Source organism: Chryseosolibacter indicum (assembly GCF_018598585.1).
In the GTDB taxonomy this organism is placed as follows: Bacteria; Bacteroidota; Bacteroidia; order Cytophagales; family Cyclobacteriaceae; genus Chryseosolibacter; species Chryseosolibacter indicus.
Map to the genome: position 1 here is coordinate 1 of NZ_JAHESD010000083.1, position 20,069 is coordinate 20,069.

21 protein-coding genes are annotated in these 20,069 nt (G+C 40.4%); 10 read left to right on the forward strand and 11 right to left on the reverse strand.

From position 1 onward, the window contains the following. From KK060_RS22440 to KK060_RS22450, 3 genes are all read left to right on the forward strand, one after another. Nucleotides 1-215: hypothetical protein (locus tag KK060_RS22440; protein WP_254156986.1), on the forward strand; the 215-nt coding region annotated here is incomplete at its 5' end. Nucleotides 216-333: 118 nt separating this feature from the next. Beyond that, on the forward strand, nt 334-879 hold the full coding sequence (locus tag KK060_RS22445; protein ID WP_254156993.1) for a VOC family protein: 546 nt from the start codon (nt 334-336) through the stop codon (nt 877-879). Nucleotides 880-1,117: 238 nt separating this feature from the next. After that, on the forward strand, nt 1,118-1,681 hold the full coding sequence (locus tag KK060_RS22450) for a hypothetical protein (protein WP_254156995.1): 564 nt from the start codon (nt 1,118-1,120) through the stop codon (nt 1,679-1,681). Between the two features lie 52 nt (nt 1,682-1,733). Here KK060_RS22450 and KK060_RS22455 read toward each other — a convergent pair whose 3' ends face one another. Further along, nucleotides 1,734-2,192 (reverse strand): SRPBCC family protein, encoded by a 459-nt coding sequence (locus tag KK060_RS22455; protein WP_254156998.1) that lies wholly within the window; start codon nt 2,190-2,192, stop codon nt 1,734-1,736. A gap of 332 nt (nt 2,193-2,524) precedes the next feature. On the opposite strand from KK060_RS22455, the gene KK060_RS22460 reads away from it, so the two are divergent. Further along, entirely contained in the window at nt 2,525-4,954 is a 2,430-nt protein-coding gene (locus KK060_RS22460; protein ID WP_254157000.1) for a TonB-dependent receptor, read from the forward strand. Nucleotides 4,955-4,983: 29 nt separating this feature from the next. On the opposite strand, the gene KK060_RS22465 is transcribed toward KK060_RS22460, so the two are convergent. From KK060_RS22465 to KK060_RS22475, 3 genes are all read right to left on the reverse strand, one after another. Further along, complete coding sequence (locus KK060_RS22465; protein WP_254157008.1) at nt 4,984-5,877, reverse strand: helix-turn-helix domain-containing protein; 894 nt, start codon at nt 5,875-5,877, stop codon at nt 4,984-4,986. 71 nt (nt 5,878-5,948) lie between these two features. After that, nucleotides 5,949-6,716 (reverse strand): SDR family NAD(P)-dependent oxidoreductase, encoded by a 768-nt coding sequence (locus tag KK060_RS22470; protein WP_254157010.1) that lies wholly within the window; start codon nt 6,714-6,716, stop codon nt 5,949-5,951. Nucleotides 6,717-6,845: 129 nt separating this feature from the next. Further along, nucleotides 6,846-7,727: an SDR family oxidoreductase gene (locus tag KK060_RS22475; protein ID WP_254157012.1), complete on the reverse strand. Its 882-nt coding sequence runs from the start codon at nt 7,725-7,727 to the stop codon at nt 6,846-6,848. Nucleotides 7,728-7,870: 143 nt separating this feature from the next. Between KK060_RS22475 and KK060_RS22480 the strand changes: the two genes are divergently transcribed. Then, nucleotides 7,871-8,719: a helix-turn-helix domain-containing protein gene (locus tag KK060_RS22480; protein ID WP_254157014.1), complete on the forward strand. Its 849-nt coding sequence runs from the start codon at nt 7,871-7,873 to the stop codon at nt 8,717-8,719. 195 nt (nt 8,720-8,914) lie between these two features. Here KK060_RS22480 and KK060_RS22485 read toward each other — a convergent pair whose 3' ends face one another. Together KK060_RS22485 and KK060_RS22490 are read right to left on the reverse strand one after the other, a co-directional pair. Beyond that, nucleotides 8,915-9,436 carry a DinB family protein gene (locus KK060_RS22485; RefSeq protein ID WP_254157016.1) on the reverse strand — a complete coding sequence of 174 codons (522 nt, stop codon included), beginning with the start codon at nt 9,434-9,436 and terminating at the stop codon, nt 8,915-8,917. A gap of 176 nt (nt 9,437-9,612) precedes the next feature. Then, a complete protein-coding gene (locus tag KK060_RS22490) occupies nt 9,613-9,972 on the reverse strand; it encodes a YciI family protein (protein ID WP_254157019.1) in 360 nt (119 codons plus the stop codon). A 545-nt stretch (nt 9,973-10,517) separates the two neighbouring features. Between KK060_RS22490 and KK060_RS22495 the strand changes: the two genes are divergently transcribed. From KK060_RS22495 to KK060_RS22505, 3 genes are all read left to right on the forward strand, one after another. Continuing rightward, complete coding sequence (locus KK060_RS22495) at nt 10,518-11,336, forward strand: helix-turn-helix domain-containing protein (RefSeq protein WP_254157021.1); 819 nt, start codon at nt 10,518-10,520, stop codon at nt 11,334-11,336. A gap of 68 nt (nt 11,337-11,404) precedes the next feature. Then, nucleotides 11,405-11,857 (forward strand): nuclear transport factor 2 family protein, encoded by a 453-nt coding sequence (locus KK060_RS22500; RefSeq protein WP_254157023.1) that lies wholly within the window; start codon nt 11,405-11,407, stop codon nt 11,855-11,857. 146 nt (nt 11,858-12,003) lie between these two features. After that, entirely contained in the window at nt 12,004-12,594 is a 591-nt protein-coding gene (locus KK060_RS22505) for an inorganic diphosphatase (RefSeq protein ID WP_254157025.1), read from the forward strand. Between the two features lie 206 nt (nt 12,595-12,800). Here the strand turns inward: KK060_RS22505 and KK060_RS22510 are convergent, their stop codons facing one another. The 3 genes from KK060_RS22510 to KK060_RS22520 all read right to left on the reverse strand — a co-directional run bounded on the left by KK060_RS22510 (nt 12,801) and on the right by KK060_RS22520 (nt 16,063). Continuing rightward, nucleotides 12,801-14,177 (reverse strand): fasciclin domain-containing protein, encoded by a 1,377-nt coding sequence (locus KK060_RS22510; protein ID WP_254157029.1) that lies wholly within the window; start codon nt 14,175-14,177, stop codon nt 12,801-12,803. A gap of 520 nt (nt 14,178-14,697) precedes the next feature. Further along, a complete protein-coding gene (locus KK060_RS22515; RefSeq protein ID WP_254157031.1) occupies nt 14,698-15,423 on the reverse strand; it encodes a DUF6090 family protein in 726 nt (241 codons plus the stop codon). Between the two features lie 274 nt (nt 15,424-15,697). Then, nucleotides 15,698-16,063, reverse strand: coding sequence for a winged helix-turn-helix transcriptional regulator (locus KK060_RS22520; protein ID WP_254157033.1), 366 nt, complete (start codon nt 16,061-16,063; stop codon nt 15,698-15,700). 217 nt (nt 16,064-16,280) lie between these two features. On the opposite strand from KK060_RS22520, the gene KK060_RS22525 reads away from it, so the two are divergent. Beyond that, a complete protein-coding gene (locus KK060_RS22525; RefSeq protein WP_254157041.1) occupies nt 16,281-16,883 on the forward strand; it encodes an FMN-dependent NADH-azoreductase in 603 nt (200 codons plus the stop codon). Nucleotides 16,884-17,190: 307 nt separating this feature from the next. Here the strand turns inward: KK060_RS22525 and KK060_RS22530 are convergent, their stop codons facing one another. Continuing rightward, nucleotides 17,191-17,697 carry a hypothetical protein gene (locus KK060_RS22530; protein WP_254157043.1) on the reverse strand — a complete coding sequence of 169 codons (507 nt, stop codon included), beginning with the start codon at nt 17,695-17,697 and terminating at the stop codon, nt 17,191-17,193. Nucleotides 17,698-17,952: 255 nt separating this feature from the next. Next, on the reverse strand, nt 17,953-18,708 hold the full coding sequence (locus KK060_RS22535) for a hypothetical protein (protein ID WP_254157045.1): 756 nt from the start codon (nt 18,706-18,708) through the stop codon (nt 17,953-17,955). Between the two features lie 480 nt (nt 18,709-19,188). Between KK060_RS22535 and KK060_RS22540 the strand changes: the two genes are divergently transcribed. Then, nucleotides 19,189-20,069, forward strand: an 881-nt coding sequence (locus KK060_RS22540; protein WP_254157047.1) for an alpha/beta hydrolase, incomplete at its 3' end; no start/stop codon positions are given.

The following is a 20,069-nucleotide window of genomic DNA, read 5'->3' on the forward strand; positions in this document are numbered from 1 at the left end:
GTATGCGTACAGTATGCGTGCGTAAAAGGAGCCAGTTTCACGCAGACATCTCGCACGCACGGTGCTCGCATGGCGCGGGCATCGTACATTTCGAAGCTTATAACCCCGATATGGGTAGTCTTAACCGGGCTCTCCTGACTCTTAAAACACTCGATTTTGTACCGCATACGGATTGCAATCTTTTCGACTTTTCTTGTTTAAAAATACACCTTTGAGAAGATTATAGCACATTTGGCAAAAAAAGCGCTCTTCAAGTTAAAATAAATTCATACTCCTGACACAAGGCTGTCGCATGCTCAAAATAGCTTCGCACTATACAAACACATCAATATTATGCGAGGCGAAAACTCAAAAGTTAAGACAATACCTGAAAATTATACTTCAGTAACACCTTGGATCATTTCACCTTCATCGGTCAACCTCATCGAATTCATGACCAGGGTATTTGATGCTGAACTCGTTCCGAATAGTATTATCAAAAATGCAGAGGGAATTGTGATTCATGCGGTTGTGAAAATAGGCAATGCTATGGTAATGCTGTTTGATTCCAGGGAAGGCTGGCCTTCAAGTCCAAGCTACCTGAATCTCTATGTTGATGATGTCGATAAGACTTATCGCAAGGCGTTGGAATCTGGTGCCACGTCTGTAACCGATATTACCTCACTTTGGTTTGGAGAGAAGGTTTGCCGGATTCTCGATCCGTTCGGGAATCTCTGGTGGATCAACGAGCGTATAGAAGAGGTCGACTTTACCAAGCCTGAAGAAATCGCCAGGCGTGCCTCAACACCTGAAGCTCAAAAAAGGATTGCTTATATTCAGGAGTCGCTGGACGCAGCCATGAAAATGCAAGGCAAATTTTTCGAAAGGAAAGTCAACTAATAATAACTCGCGGTTACATTGCACATCAGTTCAGTATCTTCAATGAATAGCGAATTAGTTACAGGAGTTAAGTTGAAACATTGTTAGCTCAAGGAGGAAATTTATAATTCTAACACTAATTGTATCAAATGGATCAGGCTCCTTAACTATCTAACTAATCCATTATAGGTAACTATCGCTTTATCTCCACTTATTCTAAAAACACTAACTATAGTTCAACTTACTTCGGAAACGCAAATTGCTGTTACTGTATCTCAAGGCAACAACGGGAAAAGTATCTGTAACTACAGGTGGAAAAACTGTTGAAGGGCCTTTGTTTACTGTAACGCAAGCACAGCAAGCAACAAAGGCATTCTACTATAAATTTAAAGTTGATGGTACAGCAAAGGTATTTGAGGAAGGAAGCAGTGCGTATGAATCATGTGGTAATTGTGCTTGCAGTCACATACCCCTATTGAGTCAAACCCGTTCCGCTAGTATGAGTATGTGCAATGCAGAAAATGATTGGATTGTTGCTCAGGACATTCTGAGTCTTAAAGGTAAAAAGATCACTTTTGGTGCTGCCTATCCACAGCCTACTTTTAGCTTTACAGAAAATTCTATTTATTACTCAACAGAGTACGTAACGGATCAGACAGGAAGTGAAGTAAATATTACTAACGTGGTGAGCGATGGTGAGTACTTAGGAAAGAAAATGTTCAAAGTAACTGGCACACTAAAATGCAAGGTTGCATCGAGTGACGATCCTAAAGCTAAAAGCATTACAGAAGGTGAATTTGCAATAAGATTCTCTAAAGATTAAATCTTTTTAACAGAGGTAGGCTGTTATTTTACCTACCTCTGTTACTTTACTGCTAAGCCACAACTGCCTGCTTCTCGCAAAGGTTTTTCAAATCCTGAAGGGCACCAGGCCATCCTTCATCAAACATCGCGACCCATGCCGGGGAAGTTTCCATTATTACTTTTAATGTTGTTCTTCCGTTCTCTTCTGAGAACCAGTACTCTTCTTTCGTACCGATCCATCCATTTGTAAATTCACTTCTTCGCTCCTGATTGCCTTTTCCGTCGAGCACTGCAACATGCTTCGCTAAAATTCTTTCATATGGCACCACCTCTTCGAGTAGAGCAAGTGTGCCGCCTCCGCCATCTTGTGAAAGAAAGCTTATCTCTCTTCCCTCCTTCCATTCACCTATATAAAACGAGTTAGGCCAACTGCGACTAACCCACTGCTTGTACGTTTCTTCATTCAGCATGGTATCCCACACTTTCTTTGCTGGTGCAAAAATTTCAATGGTGTATTCCAGGTGTTCCATAGTTGATAACTTTTTGTTTTTTGAAATCTTGTTATTCAAAAATACGAGCTGGCTTAAGGATTGTGCGGGTGCAAACACGGCATATGTAGAGGTCAAGCACGACAATGTTATTTATCCGTTAAGTGTGGTCGAGCGGTTTAACGAACTGTATTGAGCGAAGTGTAATTGACTTAAAAGTACGCATTTAAAACAGCCGTTTTTAAACAAATCGTTACCGACGCTGTTATTATGGAGATTAAAAATCAAAAACGTGGAGTCGTTCCAACAACAGGCATACTTCCTTCACTGTGACGATTTTAGTCTTCAAAAACGGTATTGCTGAATTCACATCTATGGAAAGAATTGTCCTTGCTTACGTTATTGCATTTTGTGCGATCTCAATTTGTTATGGTCAAACAGCAATTATTACCGGTACAGTAAAAAACAGATCGACTCAGGAGTTACTTGTTGGCGTAAGCGTAGTGTTAGAGAATACTGACCCTCTTATCGGCACAGTTACTAACCCGGACGGCAGCTTTAGACTAAACGCGCAGCCCGGAAACTATACTATAACAGCAACCTTTGTTGGCTTCAGATCACAAACGAAATTCAACGTGCTTCTTACATCGGGTAATGTAAGCACCATTAACTTTGAACTTGAAGAAGAGCAAACTACATTAAATGAAGTTGTTGTTGAAGGGCTTAAATCGGCAGATGCGGCAACCATTGAAACTCCGCTATCTATACAACGCCTTACTACGGAAGAGATCAGAAGTAACCCAGGCGGAAACTTTGATATATCACGTGTTATCCAAGCGCTGCCAGGCATTGGCGGTGCAACAGGCACGTCAAGCTTCCGTAATGATATTATCATACGTGGTGGTGCTCCGAATGAAAATGTCTATTACCTTGATGGCATTGAAATACCAATTATTAACCATTTCTCTACCCAAGGCAGCGCAGGTGGTCCACAGGGTATTTTAAATGTGTCCTTTATTGAAGATGTAACATTGAGTACGAGTGCCTTCGAAGCGCGATATGATAATGTGCTTTCGTCTGTATTACAATTTAAACAGAAGGATGGAAACCCGGAGAGGCTGCAAGGGAATATAAGACTTAGTGGTACTGAGCTTGCCGCTACTTTCGATGGACCTATATCGAAAAACACTACCTTTCTTGCTTCAGCACGAAGGTCATACCTGGAATTCCTGTTCGACCTCATCGATTTGCCTATCCGGCCTAACTACTGGGATTTTCAGTATAAAATAACTCATAAGCTTAGTTCTAAGACTACTTTGTCTACCTTGGGTGTCGGGGCTATTGATCGTTTCTCATTTGCTGTACCCAAGGAAAGCACACCGGAGGATGTATATGTGATCCGTTCAAATCCATTGATTAATCAGGATAGTTATACTATTGGTGTTTCACTTACACATCTTATTAACAAAGGAGTCATTAACTTTTCTGTAAGCAGAAATGTTCTCGACAACAGACTTGATAAATTTGAAGATGCAACACAACCCGACGAATCGCAGCGCACGTTAAGAGTCAGGTCTGTTGAAGCAGAAAACAAGATCAGATTTGACATCAGTAGGACCGTGAACAATTGGAAATACAGTATTGGTGGCGTTGGTCAGCTTGTCCGATTCAGCAATAATGTTTTCAATGTTCTCGGGAAAGAAATTACAGATAGCGAAGGTACTGTTATACAACCGCCGCTTTTGTATCAATATAATGCTGATCTTAGCTTTATTAAAGCAGGACTCTTCGCTCAGCTATCCAGATCTTTTGGCGCTTTTCGTGTAAGTGCTGGTATCCGGTCAGATGTCAATTCGTTTTTAACTTCGGGTGATGATCCTTCTAAAACATTATCACCAAGAGTTGGGCTTTCATATTCACTCAGTGAAAAATGGAATATTAATGCTTCGCTGGGAAGGTACTACAAGCTTCCGGTTTACACTACTTTAGGCTTTAAAGATGAAGGCCTTTGGGGCAACAAAAATGCGAAGTACATTGAATCTACTCATTACGTGGCTGGCCTGGAATTTCTGCCGTTGCCAAGTTTACGTTTTACCCTGGAAGGATTTCTCAAACACTACGACAACTATCCGGTATCCATTCGAAATGGAATTTCAATAGCCAATACGGGTATCGAGTTCGGACAGATAGGTGCTGAACCTGTTCAAAGCACAGGCAAAGGACGAGCTTATGGCTTGGAATTGTTTGCCCAACAAAAGCTAACGCGCAATTCCTATTTTACAATCTCTTATACTTTCTTCAAAAGTGAATTCACTGGAGTTGACAACGTGTTCCGACCTTCATCATGGGATAACCGAAATCTGGTGTCAGCAATTTTTGGTCATAAGTTAAAAAGAAACTGGGAACTGGGTCTGAAGTTCCGTTATGCTGGCAGATCTCCGTATACGCCATTTGACCTTGATGCTTCCAGGCAGAACTACCTTACCATCGGCGAAGGTGTATTGGATTATAACCTGGTAAACTCACAACGCCTGGGCGCATTCAGACAGTTTGATTTCAGGGTTGACAAGAAATGGAATTTCAACAAACTTTCGCTGGATGTGTTTATTGATATCCAAAACATCACCAACTTCAGTGAAACAGGAGTATTAAGTTATACTTTTGAACGTAATGCAGATAATACAGATTTTATAACCACTGATGGTCAGCCCATCAGGCAGGATGGCGCTAACGCCATTCCTAAGATTCTAAAAGATGAGGCAGGTACGATTCTGCCAACCATCGGATTTATTTTTGAGTTTTGATATTTAAAAGTACATCTTTAATTTGATGTTCAGGCAATGCTTCTAAACTCTTTGGGAGACATGCCTGTTCTATTCTTAAAGAGTTTTGTAAAATGAGAGGGATGCTCAAAACCGAGATCATACGCGATTTCACTGATTGAGTTCTCTGTACTCCACAACAATGCTTTTGCTTTGTCAACCAATTTTAAATGGATGTGTTCCAATGTAGGTTTGCCTGTGTATTTACTGAGTAGATCAGAAAGGTAGTTGGCAGATACATTTAATTGAGAGGCAAAATATTTTACATCGGGTACTCCGGCTTCTATAAGAGAATCACGAGAGAAGTAATCATTTAAAAGGCTATCGAATCTCGCTACAATATCATTGCTCGCGGTTACTCTTGTTAAAAACTGACGTCCATAGAAACGTGAGCAATACGATAACAACAATTCAAGGTTCGTTATGATTAGGTCATAAGAATGTTTATCCAGGTTCATCGCTATCTCAGTCTGGATATTCATAACACAATTTTCGAGAACATTTTTCTCTGCCTCAGAAATATGCAATGCCTCATTTGCATCGTAGCCAAAAAATGTATACTCCGTCAGTTTATGTCCTTTAACGCTTGCATTCAAAAAATCAGGATGAATATAAATAGCCCAACCTTCCACCTTGTTTTCTGCCCCTGGCGTTAATACCTGGTAAGGTGATGTGAACATGAGTGTGCCTTCGGAGAAATCGTAATGGGTACGCCCATATCCGAAGGAGCCTTCAATTCTTTTGCAGGCGATGCCGTATAAACCCAATCGGTATGACGCTCCCGGCTCTCTGTGAGAACGATCAACTTTTGCTAAGTCTACCACCGTTATCTGAGGATGGACCGGTTTATCATATCGAAAAAAGTCATGCAACTCAGAAATAGATTTAATATCTGTATATCCCATGATTTTATGTTCTAATTAACCTTCTGATCCATAAATGTAAGTTCACGGGCAACGCCGTGCCCGTAAACTTATCAGATAAAAATTCCACCACCAACTTCAATACGTTGTGCGTTTACAAAACGGCTATCATCTGAAAGCAATGATGCAACAAAAAGACCAATGTCATTAGCTTCTCCCAAACGACCAAGTGCCGTCATGGCTGCAATTTGCTGACGATGGCTTTCGTCGCCCTTTCCTCCACCAAATTCAGTATCGATCGCCCCCGGTGCAACGGTATTTACACGGATTTTTCTATCGGCATACTCCTTAGCGAAATACCTTGTCAATCCTTCTACTGCAGCCTTAAGCGCTCCATAAACTGCTACTCCGGGAAGGGAGAATCGTGCAAGCGCAGAAGAGATGTTAATGACATGGCCTCCGTCGACAATCAAAGGAATCAGCTTCTGTGTTAGAAAGAATACACCTTTAAAGTTTACGTTTACAAGCTGGTCGAACACCTCTTCGGTGGTGTCCTTAATAAGGGTTCGCTGTGCAATACCGGCATTATTCACAAGGTAATCGAAGTTTTCGCGATCCCATGTTTTTTTAAGCAGGTCTGATACATGACTTACGAAATCACCAAAAGAACCTACCTCTGCTGTGTCAAGTTTTAATGCAACAGCCTTTCCTCCGTTGTTGTTAATTTCATTGGCAACTGCATGGCCTTGTTCTGGATTATTATTGTACGTCAGGATAACATCTACCCCACGTTTTGCAATGTTTAAAGCGATGCTTTTGCCAATACCCCTGCTACCACCTGTAACCAGGGCAATTTTCGATTGATGTTTTGCTGTGCTCATAAATTGTATTTTTATTCAAAGGTCGCCCGTTACAGTACCAATGACTTATACATTTAAAGCCGGGACTTATACATTCTACAGGTTAGTTTCCAAGTAAAGGAAGGGTAGAGTCACTCCATTTGTGTGATTTCAAATTTGCCTGAAAAGCGCACTGTAATCATGACAAAAATCACGGAAGCTGTGTGGCTTTGCGCCCGTTACATCTTCTACAGCGGAACTTATTTCAGCCGCCTCTCCCCGGGCGTAGTGGGCGTAATCTTCGAGCAGGCCCTCTACCTGCCAGGAAGGGAAATGTGCTTTATTTAAAGCACGTCTCATATCATCAGGAGACACATCAATAAAATGTACATCCTTCTCTAACGCTTCAGAAAAGAAAGCCGCCATTTGGTAATGCGTTAAAGCTTCCGGACCTGTGATGTTGTAGATCTTGTTTTCATGACCCGCGTTTGTTAGCACCTGTGCTGCGACATTCGCAATATCACGGATATCAACAGCACTGATTGGAGCATTCCCAACCGCTGCGAAAAACTTCCCATCATTAACAATGCTCTTGCGGAGTGACAACAACGCTTGCATATATAAGTTAGGTCTTAAGAAGGTAAATGCTAATCCCTGTTCCTTAATAGCCTTTTCAACAGCAGCGTGATAACGAAGAAAACGAACCGGAGAATGGGGAGCCGCTGAATATTGAGAAAGCTTTACAATGTGCTTAACGCCAGCGCGTTTTGCTGCTTTTACAAAATTTAATTGTATCTGCTCGGCCTCCTCAGAGGAATTGGTGAGCAAAAACGCTTTTTCTACACCCTGGAGGTGATGTTCAAAACTTTCTGATTTGCGCAGATCGCCATAAACTACTTCAGTAAAATTGTTATCCACGATTAAATTACGTGAGCTCTCGCGTATAAGCATCTTGAAGGGCACTTTTTTTGAAATTAAGGCCTGCACAAGCAGCGAACCGACATTGCCTGTAGCGCCAGTAATAAAGATTGATGCTTTCTTTGTCTGTGTCATAAAAGAATATGTTTTAATATTATGTAATGACACAAAGCTCATAGCTAGGGAAAATATAAAATTGTAACAAAACGAAATGAGGGATACTTGGGAAGTAATTGAATACATTTATTAGCTACCCCTCGCTTGATAACTTGTGAAAAATGATAAACGAAGCAAATCAGTACATAAGAAGTGAACGAATATCTGTTCCTGATGAGTTTAAGGATGTCTTCTCACACTTTTATATTGCTGAAAATCACTCCTTACAAGCGGTTCAGAAAACGTTACTTCCCTCCTTTCAAATCATGCTTGTTTTTAACTTCGGTCCGCCTGTTATCGCTTCTTCAAGCGTGGGCAATGAAATTGTAATTGAAAGTTGTCTAGTGGTAGGTCCAATTAAAAAGACCATTAATTACACGTTACCACCGCACGCAGAACTGTTGGTGGCCAACTTTATTGGCGATAGCTTTTACCGTTTCTTTACCACAGCAAGCAATGAATTTCTGGCCCTTCACCCCGATCTTTTACTTGGGGAGAATTGCTTCAGCGCAGTGTGGCAATGTATGAAAGATCTTCCTTCAGTTGAGCAGCGTCTTCATTTTCTGCTTGACTTTTCCAGGCAGTACCTTAGACAAAAGGATGATACCGTAGAGAAGATCCTGAGCATGGAATACAATAGTTCGGCATATAGTGTAGTAAAAGCAGTAGCAAATGAAACTTCATTAAGCGAACGGTCCGTGCAATTGAAATACAAGAAGTTTTTGGGCTACACCGCAAAGGAGATGGCCCGCTATCAGCGTTTTATGAAAGCTATAGCCTTTGTTCAGTCAAAGGCTGTAATGTCGGAAAACATAGATTGGGCTGATGTCGTTGAACGCTTTGGATATTATGACCAGAGCCAGCTCATTCACGACTTTCAGCATTTCGTAAATCTTTCACCAAAAAACTACGTAGCGCTGCTAAAAGACATTTGTAGTGCCAGAGGAGACAAAGCAAAGGTGAAGACTTGATCATAACAAAGAATAATGAAAGAATTTACTTATTGAGCTACAACAGGCAATATATAATTGATCAGAACGCTGTCGCATGAAGCAACATATTTAAATTCCCACCATTTTTTGCAATAACTGATAAGATTACAATATATAATGTAAGAAGTCACACAATTTAATGTGTGACGTTACAATTTATAGGAGACTCCATGCTTATTTCGTCTCGCTCCACGGTGGTGTTACATTATTCATTCTGGCATAGGCAATTAACTGCCCAAGGTGCTCGTTAGAGTGCCCTAAAGAAATAAGAATGGTAGTCATATTCGTAAATTCGCCTGGAAAGGGAAACTCGACCTTACTGCTTAACGACGCATCTTTTGTATTTTTGATGGCACTAATGAGAACCTCATATGAGCGTGTCAACTCTTTTTCAATGACATCTTTTGTTTTCAGATCCTTTTCTATTGTTTCCATTTTTACATCGGTCGGAATTTTAGCACCAAGTTTAGACCCGAAGAAATAGTTGGCTGATATAATATGAGCACAAACCTCTGCAATGGAGCGAACACCATCCTGCGGCTTGTACGCATATTTCTCTGCAGGAATTGCTGCCGCAAGCTGCTTAACATGCCCTGATACAAAAGTTAGTGATCCAACAGACTCCATTTGAAACTGGCCCTGGCTAAATGCATGCGTGACTACAAACAAAGCGAAAACCGGAAGTAATTTTTTCATAGAATTTCTGATTTATAGTATTACTACAAACATCCATCTTTAACATGAAATGCCAGGGGTGTTGTTGCGACAATCTGCGTTCATTTTACGACATCTGTATCCACTATGACATGTTAGACGGCTTCGTAGTGACAGGGTATGAAAGCACTATGTTAACAAAGCACTACTTCGTTGTATTAATGCAATGTAACGTCGAGTTTGAGGGGAATCTCTCTTACTTCAACGTTTCCCCCGTACTTTAACACAGGGCATTCTCTAGCAAGCTCGCATGCTTCTTGAATGGATGGCGCTTGCAATACGATATTACTAACAACCCGTAGCCCATCTGATACAATCCACCCAATCTTTATTTCTTCTCCTGCACTTACTACTGAACTTTCTCCGGGAAAGGCAAAGCTTAGCACGTATACCCCGCTTTCTTCCCATTTCTTCAGAAGGTTATCCCAAAGGGGCGTTGCTGCCTTTACTTGTTCACGAGTATAGTTAATTGGAACGCGTACCAATAAGCTAAACTGTTTAAGTGATGATGTTTCCATTGATTTGTTGTTTTTATTAAGTTGACTAAAACAAGCTTTCGTAGTTAAAAGGAAAGCTATTACTAACATGTACTGTTTCATGATTTATTCGTTTACAACGCAACTAAGCATATTGCAAATTGGCGTGCTTGTAAAAAATCATTGATTTTCATAATTGTATTAGCTAACGCAAGCCTACGATTAGATTGAGAGGGTGTAACAGTAAAGACAATGGGTTAATAAAAGTTGTCATTGAAGGTTCCGAAACGACAGCTTCCGCCGGGAGAATATGAGCTTCCTCGCATCCAAATGGGAAATCCAAATGCGCCTTCAATACACTATCGCTCAGCACAAACACCGATGTGCTTTGCGGGTTGTAACAATAAAGAAGTTTCGTCTTTTGAAAGGCGATAAAGCAAGACAAAACTGCCAGCCGAGTCTCGATTAATGAATCAATCGGCTAAATCATTTTTCTTGGTAGTGATATTTACAAACATATTAACTCGTACAGGACGATTAATATGAGTACCTTCAGATCTAATTAATACACTTAGCTAAGTATTAGCATGATCTATAAATTGTACGCGCCTTCACCACTCCTTAATGAGTATGTGAAGTTCTACCACCTATTACATTTTGACCTGAGGGGGAGATCTATTCCACCTACTAAAGTGTATTTTCCCCATGCAGAGCAGTGCTTAACTTTTGATCCGCGAGGACGCGTTACAGGCCTTAACCGAGATACAGAAAGACAGCAACGAAGGAGCTTTAGTTATTTATCACGGCAGCAGACTTCTGTATACGATTTGAAGTTTGATGAAGATTACGTTATGCTGAAAGTGGTTTTTCAACCTGGAGGACTTTTCAGACTCTTTGGTACGCCTCTTCGCAAGCTTGGAAACGACTATGTGGATGCAGATGCGGTCATTCCTGGAGTCAGGCATGTTAATGATCAATTAGCGAATGCAATCACCTACGAACAGATGGTGGGTGTTGTGGATCGTTTTCTGATTAGTAGAACCAGCAAGGCAAAACCTTTGCTCCCTTTTGATAAAGTCTTAAAAATGCTTGATGCTGGAAATCCGTTTCAATCCATAGACTGGGTAGCCTCTCAGGCATGTCTATCCGTTCGCCAGTTAGAGCGAAAGTATGATGAACGCATTGGCGTGAGTCCGATGTTGTATCATCGAATTGTTCGCTTTAACAAAGCCTTTAGCATCAAAGAAAAGAATCCAAGTTTGAGCTGGTTTACCATTGCCCTTACTTGTGGCTATTCAGATCTATCGCATTTAATTAAAGATTTTAAACAATTAGCAGGAAGTACTCCTTCACAATTAGCACAAGAAGAAGCCTACAGCATCCATCGTCAACTGAATCTCGTTTAAGATTGTCGTTTTTTTACACCTCACGGTTTGCTGTAAAATTGCACTTTTGAGCTATAAAACATAAAGCTATGATAACCTTACGAAAACTATTTTCAGTAATAGGCGGTATTATCATCTCTGCGAATATTCTCGCGCAAAGCAAAAGTGAGATGGAAATCCGAAAACTTGAACAGGCTGAGACAGATGCCATTCTTAAAGGAGACACAGTAACCCTGTTTCAAAAATTATGGGCTCCCGAATTCATTGTTAACAATCCGGCCAATCTTGTTGTAACCCGGCAAGAAGTTGCTGGCTTACTGAGGGCAGGAAAGATTGATTATGAAAGTTTTGAGCGGGTGATTGAAAAAATATCGATTGTAGAGAACACGGCTATTGTGATGGGGCGAGAAGAAATTCAACCAAAGGGCAAGACAGATAATGCGGGCAAAATCGTCATCAGGCGTTTTACCAATATCTGGGTGAAGCGTAATGGTATGTGGAAGGCTGTAGGAAGACAGGCTACTATTTCCGCTATCAATTAACTTGAAATTGCTACATCTAAACGTAGTGTCTGTATTGAGTAAGCGATCCTGCTCTGATTGTTGCGAGAAGTAAACATTTCTACAATCAGCAATCGTTACCGTCAGCGGGTATAAGTTTTTAAAAGGAGACAGCGTAACTTTTAATTATGAACTTTAATCCCTGGCATGGCGTGAGCTTTGGTAAAGAGGCTCCGGAAATTGTAAATGGTATCATTGAAATCCCAAAAGGCAGCAGAGCTAAATACGAACTTGATAAAGAAAGTGGACTGCTTAAACTGGATAGGGTCTTATATTCTTCTGTATACTACCCAGCAAACTATGGTTTTATTCCGCAGACGTATTGTGACGACAAAGATCCGTTGGATATTCTGATTTTATCTCAGGTCCAGATCGTTCCGCTTTGTATCGTTCCGGCACGTGTAATTGGTGTGATGCGCATGATTGATGGCGGAGAAGCCGATGATAAAATCATTGCAGTAGCTGCAGATGACATCAGTGTAAATCATATTGATGACATCAGTAAACTACCAGCGATGTTTATGGAGGAGATCAGACATTTCTTCGAAGAATATAAGAAGTTGGAAAATAAAACAGTTCGTGTTGAAGAGTTTCAAAATGCGAAAGTGGCTCAACAGATTATCCTTCAAGCTATTGAGGATTACAAAACAATGACTTCTAACACGAAGTCAACTAAGCCAAGCGTTTATTATGATTTACCAGAAGTGGTAAATATTTAATCTGCAATGCTTACACAATTCTCTTACAAACTGAATCAGTAAATAAATCAACCTGACAAACTCGTAATACACTCTGGTGAAACACAGGGTAGTAAAGCTGCGAGCTTGTTTCCCTTTGATAGTAAAGACTATAGAGCCCGGTAATGCGGGCTCTATACATTTATTTATAATTATCTGCGTTTTCTTGTTCTACTTACTCTCCTACCCTATTGAGGCAAAAGTACTTTATCAATTACATGTATAACTCCATTCGTTGCATGAATATTCAGAAGTGATGCCTGAAGATTTGCTACGTTTGATGCCCCTGAGCTACCTGTAACAGTAGGCGGGTTAGCAGTGACGTTAACAGAAACATTTCCATTTAATGTTTCAACAGAACCTGTTGTCAAATCACTAGAAAACAGACGCCCGCCAACAATATGATGCTTTAAGACTGCGACAAGTGTGTTCAAAGGAATTTCATTTATGCTTGTTACTCCTAATGCTGCATATAGTTCCTGAAAGGCTGCGTCTGTAGGCGCAAAAACGGTAAGATTACTTGTGGATGATGCAGCCGCAGCGAGAAGATCGTTTGCTCCTTCACCTTGTGTTCTCGCTAAGGCAGCAACGAGTTGTGTGAATTGTGGTTGGCTGGCAGTTGAAAGTCTCGTCGCGATTTCAGCAATGGTTTCAGATGGAGGTATCAGTACTCTGTCTATTACATGAACCACCCCATTCGTTGCCTGGATATCAGTCTTAGTCACCTTTGATGTTCCATTAATAAATACTCCGCTAGTATTCTTACTCAAGTAAATGTTACCTCCAAGTGTTTCTGCTTCTGATGAGCCAGTAGGAATCGCAGATGATGTTACCATACTGCCCATTACGTGGTAGGCAAGAACTGCATTTAAGGTCGATTGATTGGGCAACGTTGTTATACCCGCAGCCGTAAATGCATCGTTAGTTGGTGCAAACAGCGTTTTTTCTTCACTACTCAACAACGTGGTTAGAATAGATGGAGATGCAGCTTTCACTGCGGCTATCAACGTTGTAAATTGTTTATTGAAGTAAGCTGGTGCTACAACCGTTCCGATAATCGGTTGTATGGAAGGAGGAACAAGTACCTTATCAATGATATGAACTACACCATTTGAAGCACTTACATCTGCAGTTGTAACAGACGTGCTACCATTCAATTTAACACCACCTGAAGTAGTTACAGCAATTGCTTCGCCTCCCACTGTGGTTACATTTCCATTTGATAATTCATTGGAACGAGTTGAGCCGGACACTACGTGGTATTCTAAAATCTCTCTGAGCACATCATCAGGAATATCATTAAGACTAGATTGCCCGACAGCTTCCAATAATTCTTCCAATGCACTATTTGAAGGAGCAAAGACTGTAAACTCTGAACCGGATAAAGTTGTAACGATATCCGGAAACCTTTCTAACGCATCTTCTAGAGTTGAGAGGTTCGTATTAGCTTGTGCCAATTGAACTATGTTTTGTGATGGACCATTGTCGTCGTCATCGTCACAGCTGGTAAGCGCCAATGAAGCACTTACCACAGCAATGAGTAAGTATCTAAAGTTGCTTTTCATATTGTTTGATTTTTTTGTTTATGAAATGAAGAACAAGGTTAAACACGTATTGTTTGGACGAACAATAGAAATAGTTATAGAGGCCATGCTTTGTTTAACACTTTCTTATCAATGGAAGGAATTAAGAACAACGACTTGAAGACCGTTAAACAAAAAGAAAAACGAGGATAAGTCTTCTTTACATTTGAACGTAAAGGCAAGGATATTCGAAACCACCAGAAGGATTATTGGCTTATCATAAATACATGTCTATGAAAGACGTGGTGGTCTAACTTTTAGCGTACCACCACTATATCACTCTATTCTTTAAAAAGAAAAAGCAACACAAAAAAGGACTTCGTGCTGCCATTGCATTTTGCTCGCTATATAACATGGTACAACAGGACCTCGCGCAATTTTGTGCCGCCTACTTAGAGCCATTATAAAGATGAGATTAAAAATGTCGTTTTGTAATTATCAGGATTCCTGATGCTCTCAACAATCACGTTAGTGTCTGAAAGGCTCAACTTATTGCATACTTCTATTCGCCGTATGTCTCATCTATTGTCTTTACAATCTCATTCATGCGTGCGATACACAGATCGTAGCGGTTGACTATTTCTGCAGGGAAAAACATCAGGGAGGATGAAATTATTTTTGCCTGATCGAGCTCCATCACTTCGGTAATATCCATTCTTTTTAGTGCTTGATCAAAACGTGCTTTTTCTTCAATAAGAATAATTAACCTGTCTTTTTGATTGTTGTACAGTTGGGTGGTACTGAGCAACGATGGAATGAGTTCCTGGTAAAGGTCAAGAATGTCGTTCTGTAGTTTTTTGTCTTCAATATTTCCAATCTTACCTGAGGACTTGAATCCCTCAAAACGTCCGTTGTTTTGAACCAGTTCGACTTTATTAAAGATTGCATTTGTGTATTTTTCAAGGCTATCTACAGTACCTGGAGCGTCTGGATTCATTTCACGGAAAAACTTAAAAGCGGCCTGCTGATATTGATATCCCTGCCGGTCTGACCGTATTTCCTTTAAATCATTAGCAAGATCATTTTTCAATCCCACCAAAAAACCTTTTACTTCTTTTTGCTGGTGGCGATGTTCGGCAAGGTCGTGAAACCAAATTGTAATGCTTACTGCAAAAACGATAATCAAAATTTCTATTACAAACTCTTTAACTTTTTCAAACACGGGACTATCGTTACCAAATATATGATATACTTTTTTGGTGTGTTTAACAACTTCAAGTTCAGCCATACGGATTTTTCAAACCATAAACTTAACGCTTTTTTAAGCTGTCACAAAAGAAGAAAATTAACTGAATGAGAATCAAAAGGATGCAGAATTGTTATCTAAGTCTTCTATATACTGACATTTTTTCAGGTCCTTCAAGCGAACCTGACTCTAGCTCCGTCCTTCCTCCGTCGTAGCTCCGTCGTCAGTATACCCTAGTCAGTCAAAGAAAGAGTCTATTCATTTTGTATAATTACCAATAATTTGTGCTTACTTTCTATAAAAGAATATCCGCAACTTACCTGACCATACTTTTCATAATTCGTTCTCTGTGTTGCCATCCCCATGCACTTAACTCACGCAACACGTTTCTTAAAGTATGACTATATTCAGTTGCCTCGTAAATGATTGTGACCGGTGTAGTAGGATATACGCTGCGCTTGATGAATTCATTTTGCTCCAGATCTTTTAGCTCATTAGCCAATATCTTTGGCGATATACCATTTAGCTCATTTTGAATTTCCTTAAATCGTTTCGACGACCGTACCAAGCATAGTATTAACGGTAACTTCCACTTTCCTCCTAGCACATACAGTGCATCAGATACATACTTAAGAGAAGTTTCGCACGCTTCCTTAGTAATAATATTGTTATCAATCTTCATTCTTCAAAGTTAGGCACTTTCCTGAACGTAATCGCTTTCCTTTAGGTAAGTACTATCTTTTGTATAGCTACCTCAACTACTTTTGATCTGGCTATTGATAAAAGCAGGTAGTTGTTCCGATAAGGTTTGGAAAAGTTTCTACGCCAACACTACCTGTAATTACAATGGATCAAGGCGCGCGCTGCATATGTACTTGATAACATCTAATTAACTGTTTATGAAACGTATCCTACATTTAAATTCGAGCCTTCAGGGAGATCAATCTTATAGCAAAAAGCTTGGCAATGCCATTATTGAAAAAGTGATTGAAAAATATCCTGGAAGTATTGTTGAAGAAGTTGACCTGGTGGATTTGAACATTCCACATCTTACCCCTGCCACTGTTCAATCTATGTTTACACCTGGTGACCAATTGACTGCTGAAGCAAGGGAGTCATTACGATACTCGGACGAAGCTGTGAAACAATTAATGGCGTCTGATATTATTGTTATTGGAGCCCCGCTTTATAATTACACGATACATACCTCACTTAAGTCGTGGATTGACCATATTACGCGTGCAGGAATAACTTTTACCTACAATGAAAATGGTCCTGTTGGGTTGGTATCGGGCAAGAAGGTGTATGTGGCGATGTCATCAGGTGGTGTATATTCGGAAGGTCCTTCTAAGCACAACGATTTTGTAGCACCCTATCTCCGCACATTCCTAGGCCTATTAGGGATGACTGATGTAACTGTTTTTCGTGCAGAAGGTTTAAAGGTGCCTGGTCTTAAAGAACACGCGCTGGAGCGCGGTATTGCCAGTATCGCTATCGACTAGTATCTATGTTGCAGGCAGATATTTAGATTGTATCAAAATAAATGTTTGCAAATGAGTATTTGAAAGTCTTTACCGGAGCAGATTATAACTAATCTGCTCCAAAAAAGACTTTATTAAAGAGAATAGATACTGACGCCTTGCATTATATACCATTAAATGCAGTTGTCGGAAGTTCCTGTTTGCCATTTCTCCTATCTAATGACAATTTCAAATTTCTTTTTATGCCACTTTTTTTCTTAGATGAAAAAAGTAATCAAAAAAATCAAGGCGCAACTATGCTTCAGCCCCACATGTCCTAGCCACAGCCCTAATTAAGGCTGACTGTTATCTCTCGCTTCCTTCGCTCCATCATAAATTTCTTCGATCGAAACTGGAGGTTGTGACCCAATGTAGTTGCATGTTCCTTTAGCTCTGCTATTTCATTATCATGCAGGTCGGTTTCCGAGTAGATGAATACTCTTGTCGACGACTTGATCCTGTCTTTGTCTAGCCAGTCCGTGTCTCCATAAAACCTGGCCTTTAGCTTAAAATCAAAAGGACCCGATGTCTCAAACTCACCAGGAAAGTCTTTAGGAAATGTAACGTCGTTGTTAAACTGAAACTCAGTCTTGCCGTACTCCAATTGTTCGAGCAGCTCTTTAAAGAACGGGAGATGATAATCAGTTTCTGACACATAAAATGCAGTGAACGCAGTAAAGGCGGTAAAATCATATAAAATCGCTCCGTAAACGAAAACTCCGTTCATATCAGCGCGCATATGAACCTTAACACAGTTACTAAAATCTTTGTCGTAATATTCCTTCAAGTTCATCATAGTAAGGGCAAGATAAAGGTTTTGCCGAAAACTATCACGCGTAGAACAAGGTCCTCTATTCTGTGCTGTCTTTATATCTGTTTCAAATGGCCTGTTATGAGTTATATGCTACTTTTTACTTCGATGAAAAAGTAAAATATTAAGTCCTTAAATTTTGACTAATCTGAAAAAATACTGTGACGCTTAGCTTTAAAAACAAAAAAGCCTGCGCTAAGGCAGGCTTTGATAATTTGAAATCCAACTTATGGTTTACATCTATTGTCCATCCTGGTAAATGTTGTTTACGTTAAAATTTACAGTAGCGGTATCGCCTGGAACGCCTTTGCCGTTTTTCTTCGGATAGGCTATTGCCATTAACGTATATGTTCCGTTCTTCAACCTACCCCTATGATAGTCGCCATTGTCATCGCCGAAGAGTGCAAAGGGCGCGGCATTATCTTTAAATTTCTTTCCATTTAAATAAAAAATTACAGAACGAGTTTTATCTGCATTTGCTTCGACTCCAATATTTGCACCTCCCAGAGTAACAGTATATCCGTCAGTTACCAAGTCGTATACGTCATCAACTGACGGCGCAATGATTGTGAAATGCCCAAGCGCGGGAATATCAGATACTGGAATAACTTCATCGGTAAACCATATATACCCACTTGATCCTGCTGTACTATAAGAAAAAATGTACTGATAAGTTTTCCCTGGCCAAACGTTGTCGTCAACGTAAGAATATGTACCATCAGCTGGTACTGCAAAATCTGTAAGGATAATTCCATTTTCAAAGGTACCTCCTATACGAATCAATTCCCCCGTTATTGCGTGGCCGGTGTTATTCTCAAAACTGAACCTTACTGTACCGTTGGATAAAGTTTCATAGTCATAATCGACGGCACTATCTTGATGAGAGTTAATAGAAATTACAGCGTCTTCCGTCTGCGGAACTACTTTGTCTTCAGAACAACTTACCATAGCAAGCACTATGCATGCTAAAACGGCAGATGAAATATAATTTTTCATATGAGTGGTTATTTTTGGCGTTGGATCAAAAAATAAATGCCATCAATTGAATGACAGCCTTATCTTCTTGCACACCTATTTTTTCCATTTATGAAATTTGCGGTTAACCTGAACGTTGCAAATTGCTCTACGATAATAATGTTCATTAAAACAACTCCCATCAAAGTATTTAACAGCAATGACTCCTTTCAATGGCATCCTAACAACACCAATTTATTGAGGTAGTCATAACAACATGATCAGAAGTTGAAGTATATACATCAGTACAATGATGGCCTGCCGAAGCGAAATGTATTCTGTATTCAGACTATCGGAAATTAGCAGTGTTCATTTATTGCCTGTTTAAAGCGTGATCAGTAACTGTAAAAATGATGACGTCCTAAGTGATTTTTCTGATACATTTATTACTTTAGTGAAGCGACCAAAAGACGATTTTTGATATCGTACTTTATAGTATTACAAACTTACCCAAACATTCTTATGTCAATTACAATTAGCAACATCACTAAAAGAGCCTTTCTGGCTTGCCTCCTTCTAGTTTCTACAGTTGTCTTCGGGCAGGATGGTACCATCTATCCGCTCCAAGCCCCTGCTGAACCGAACGCTATTCCACTGGGCACAGGCCGTGTTGAAGGCCAAACTGCGCCTGAAACCTGGTTCCGCCAGTGGGGTGACCCAATGGCACGGAACATTTCCACTGCTACACTTACGCCATTTTTGCCAAAGCCAGGCAAAGCAAATGGCGCAGCCGTGATTGTAGCACCTGGTGGTGGCTTCCGATGGTTATCAATGAGTAACGAAGGCTGGGAAGTTGCTCAAGCACTAGCAGACAAAGGCATTGCTGCATTCGTGCTCAAATATCGTTTACAGCCTACACCTGAATCACTTGAAGGTTTTAAAGAGTCAATGAAACAAATGTTTGCAGCAGTGACCCCTCCTTCCGATGGTTCCAAAGATGCAGTACGGCCCACGCTTCCACGTATGGACTTATCCAATCAGCTTGCAGATGCAGAGGCTGCCTATGCTATGATTGTGAAACGTGCTAAGGAATGGGGTGTCGACACTGCTCGTTTGGGAATGATAGGCTTTTCTGCAGGAGCAGGTCTCACAATGCATGCAACACTTAACTCTAAGTCTATGAAATTGCACTTCATAGGTCCCATCTACGGAGGTATGGGCCCTGTTGAAGTGCCTAAGAATGCTCCGCCTATGTTTAACGTTATAGCTACTGATGACTTTCTTTTCCGTGGTCAGTTTGGCGTTATCTACTCATGGTACAAGGCGGGCCGGCCTGTAGAGTTTCACCTATACCAGAATGGCGGCCATGGTTTTGGTCTCGGTAACCCGGACAGAACCAGTAA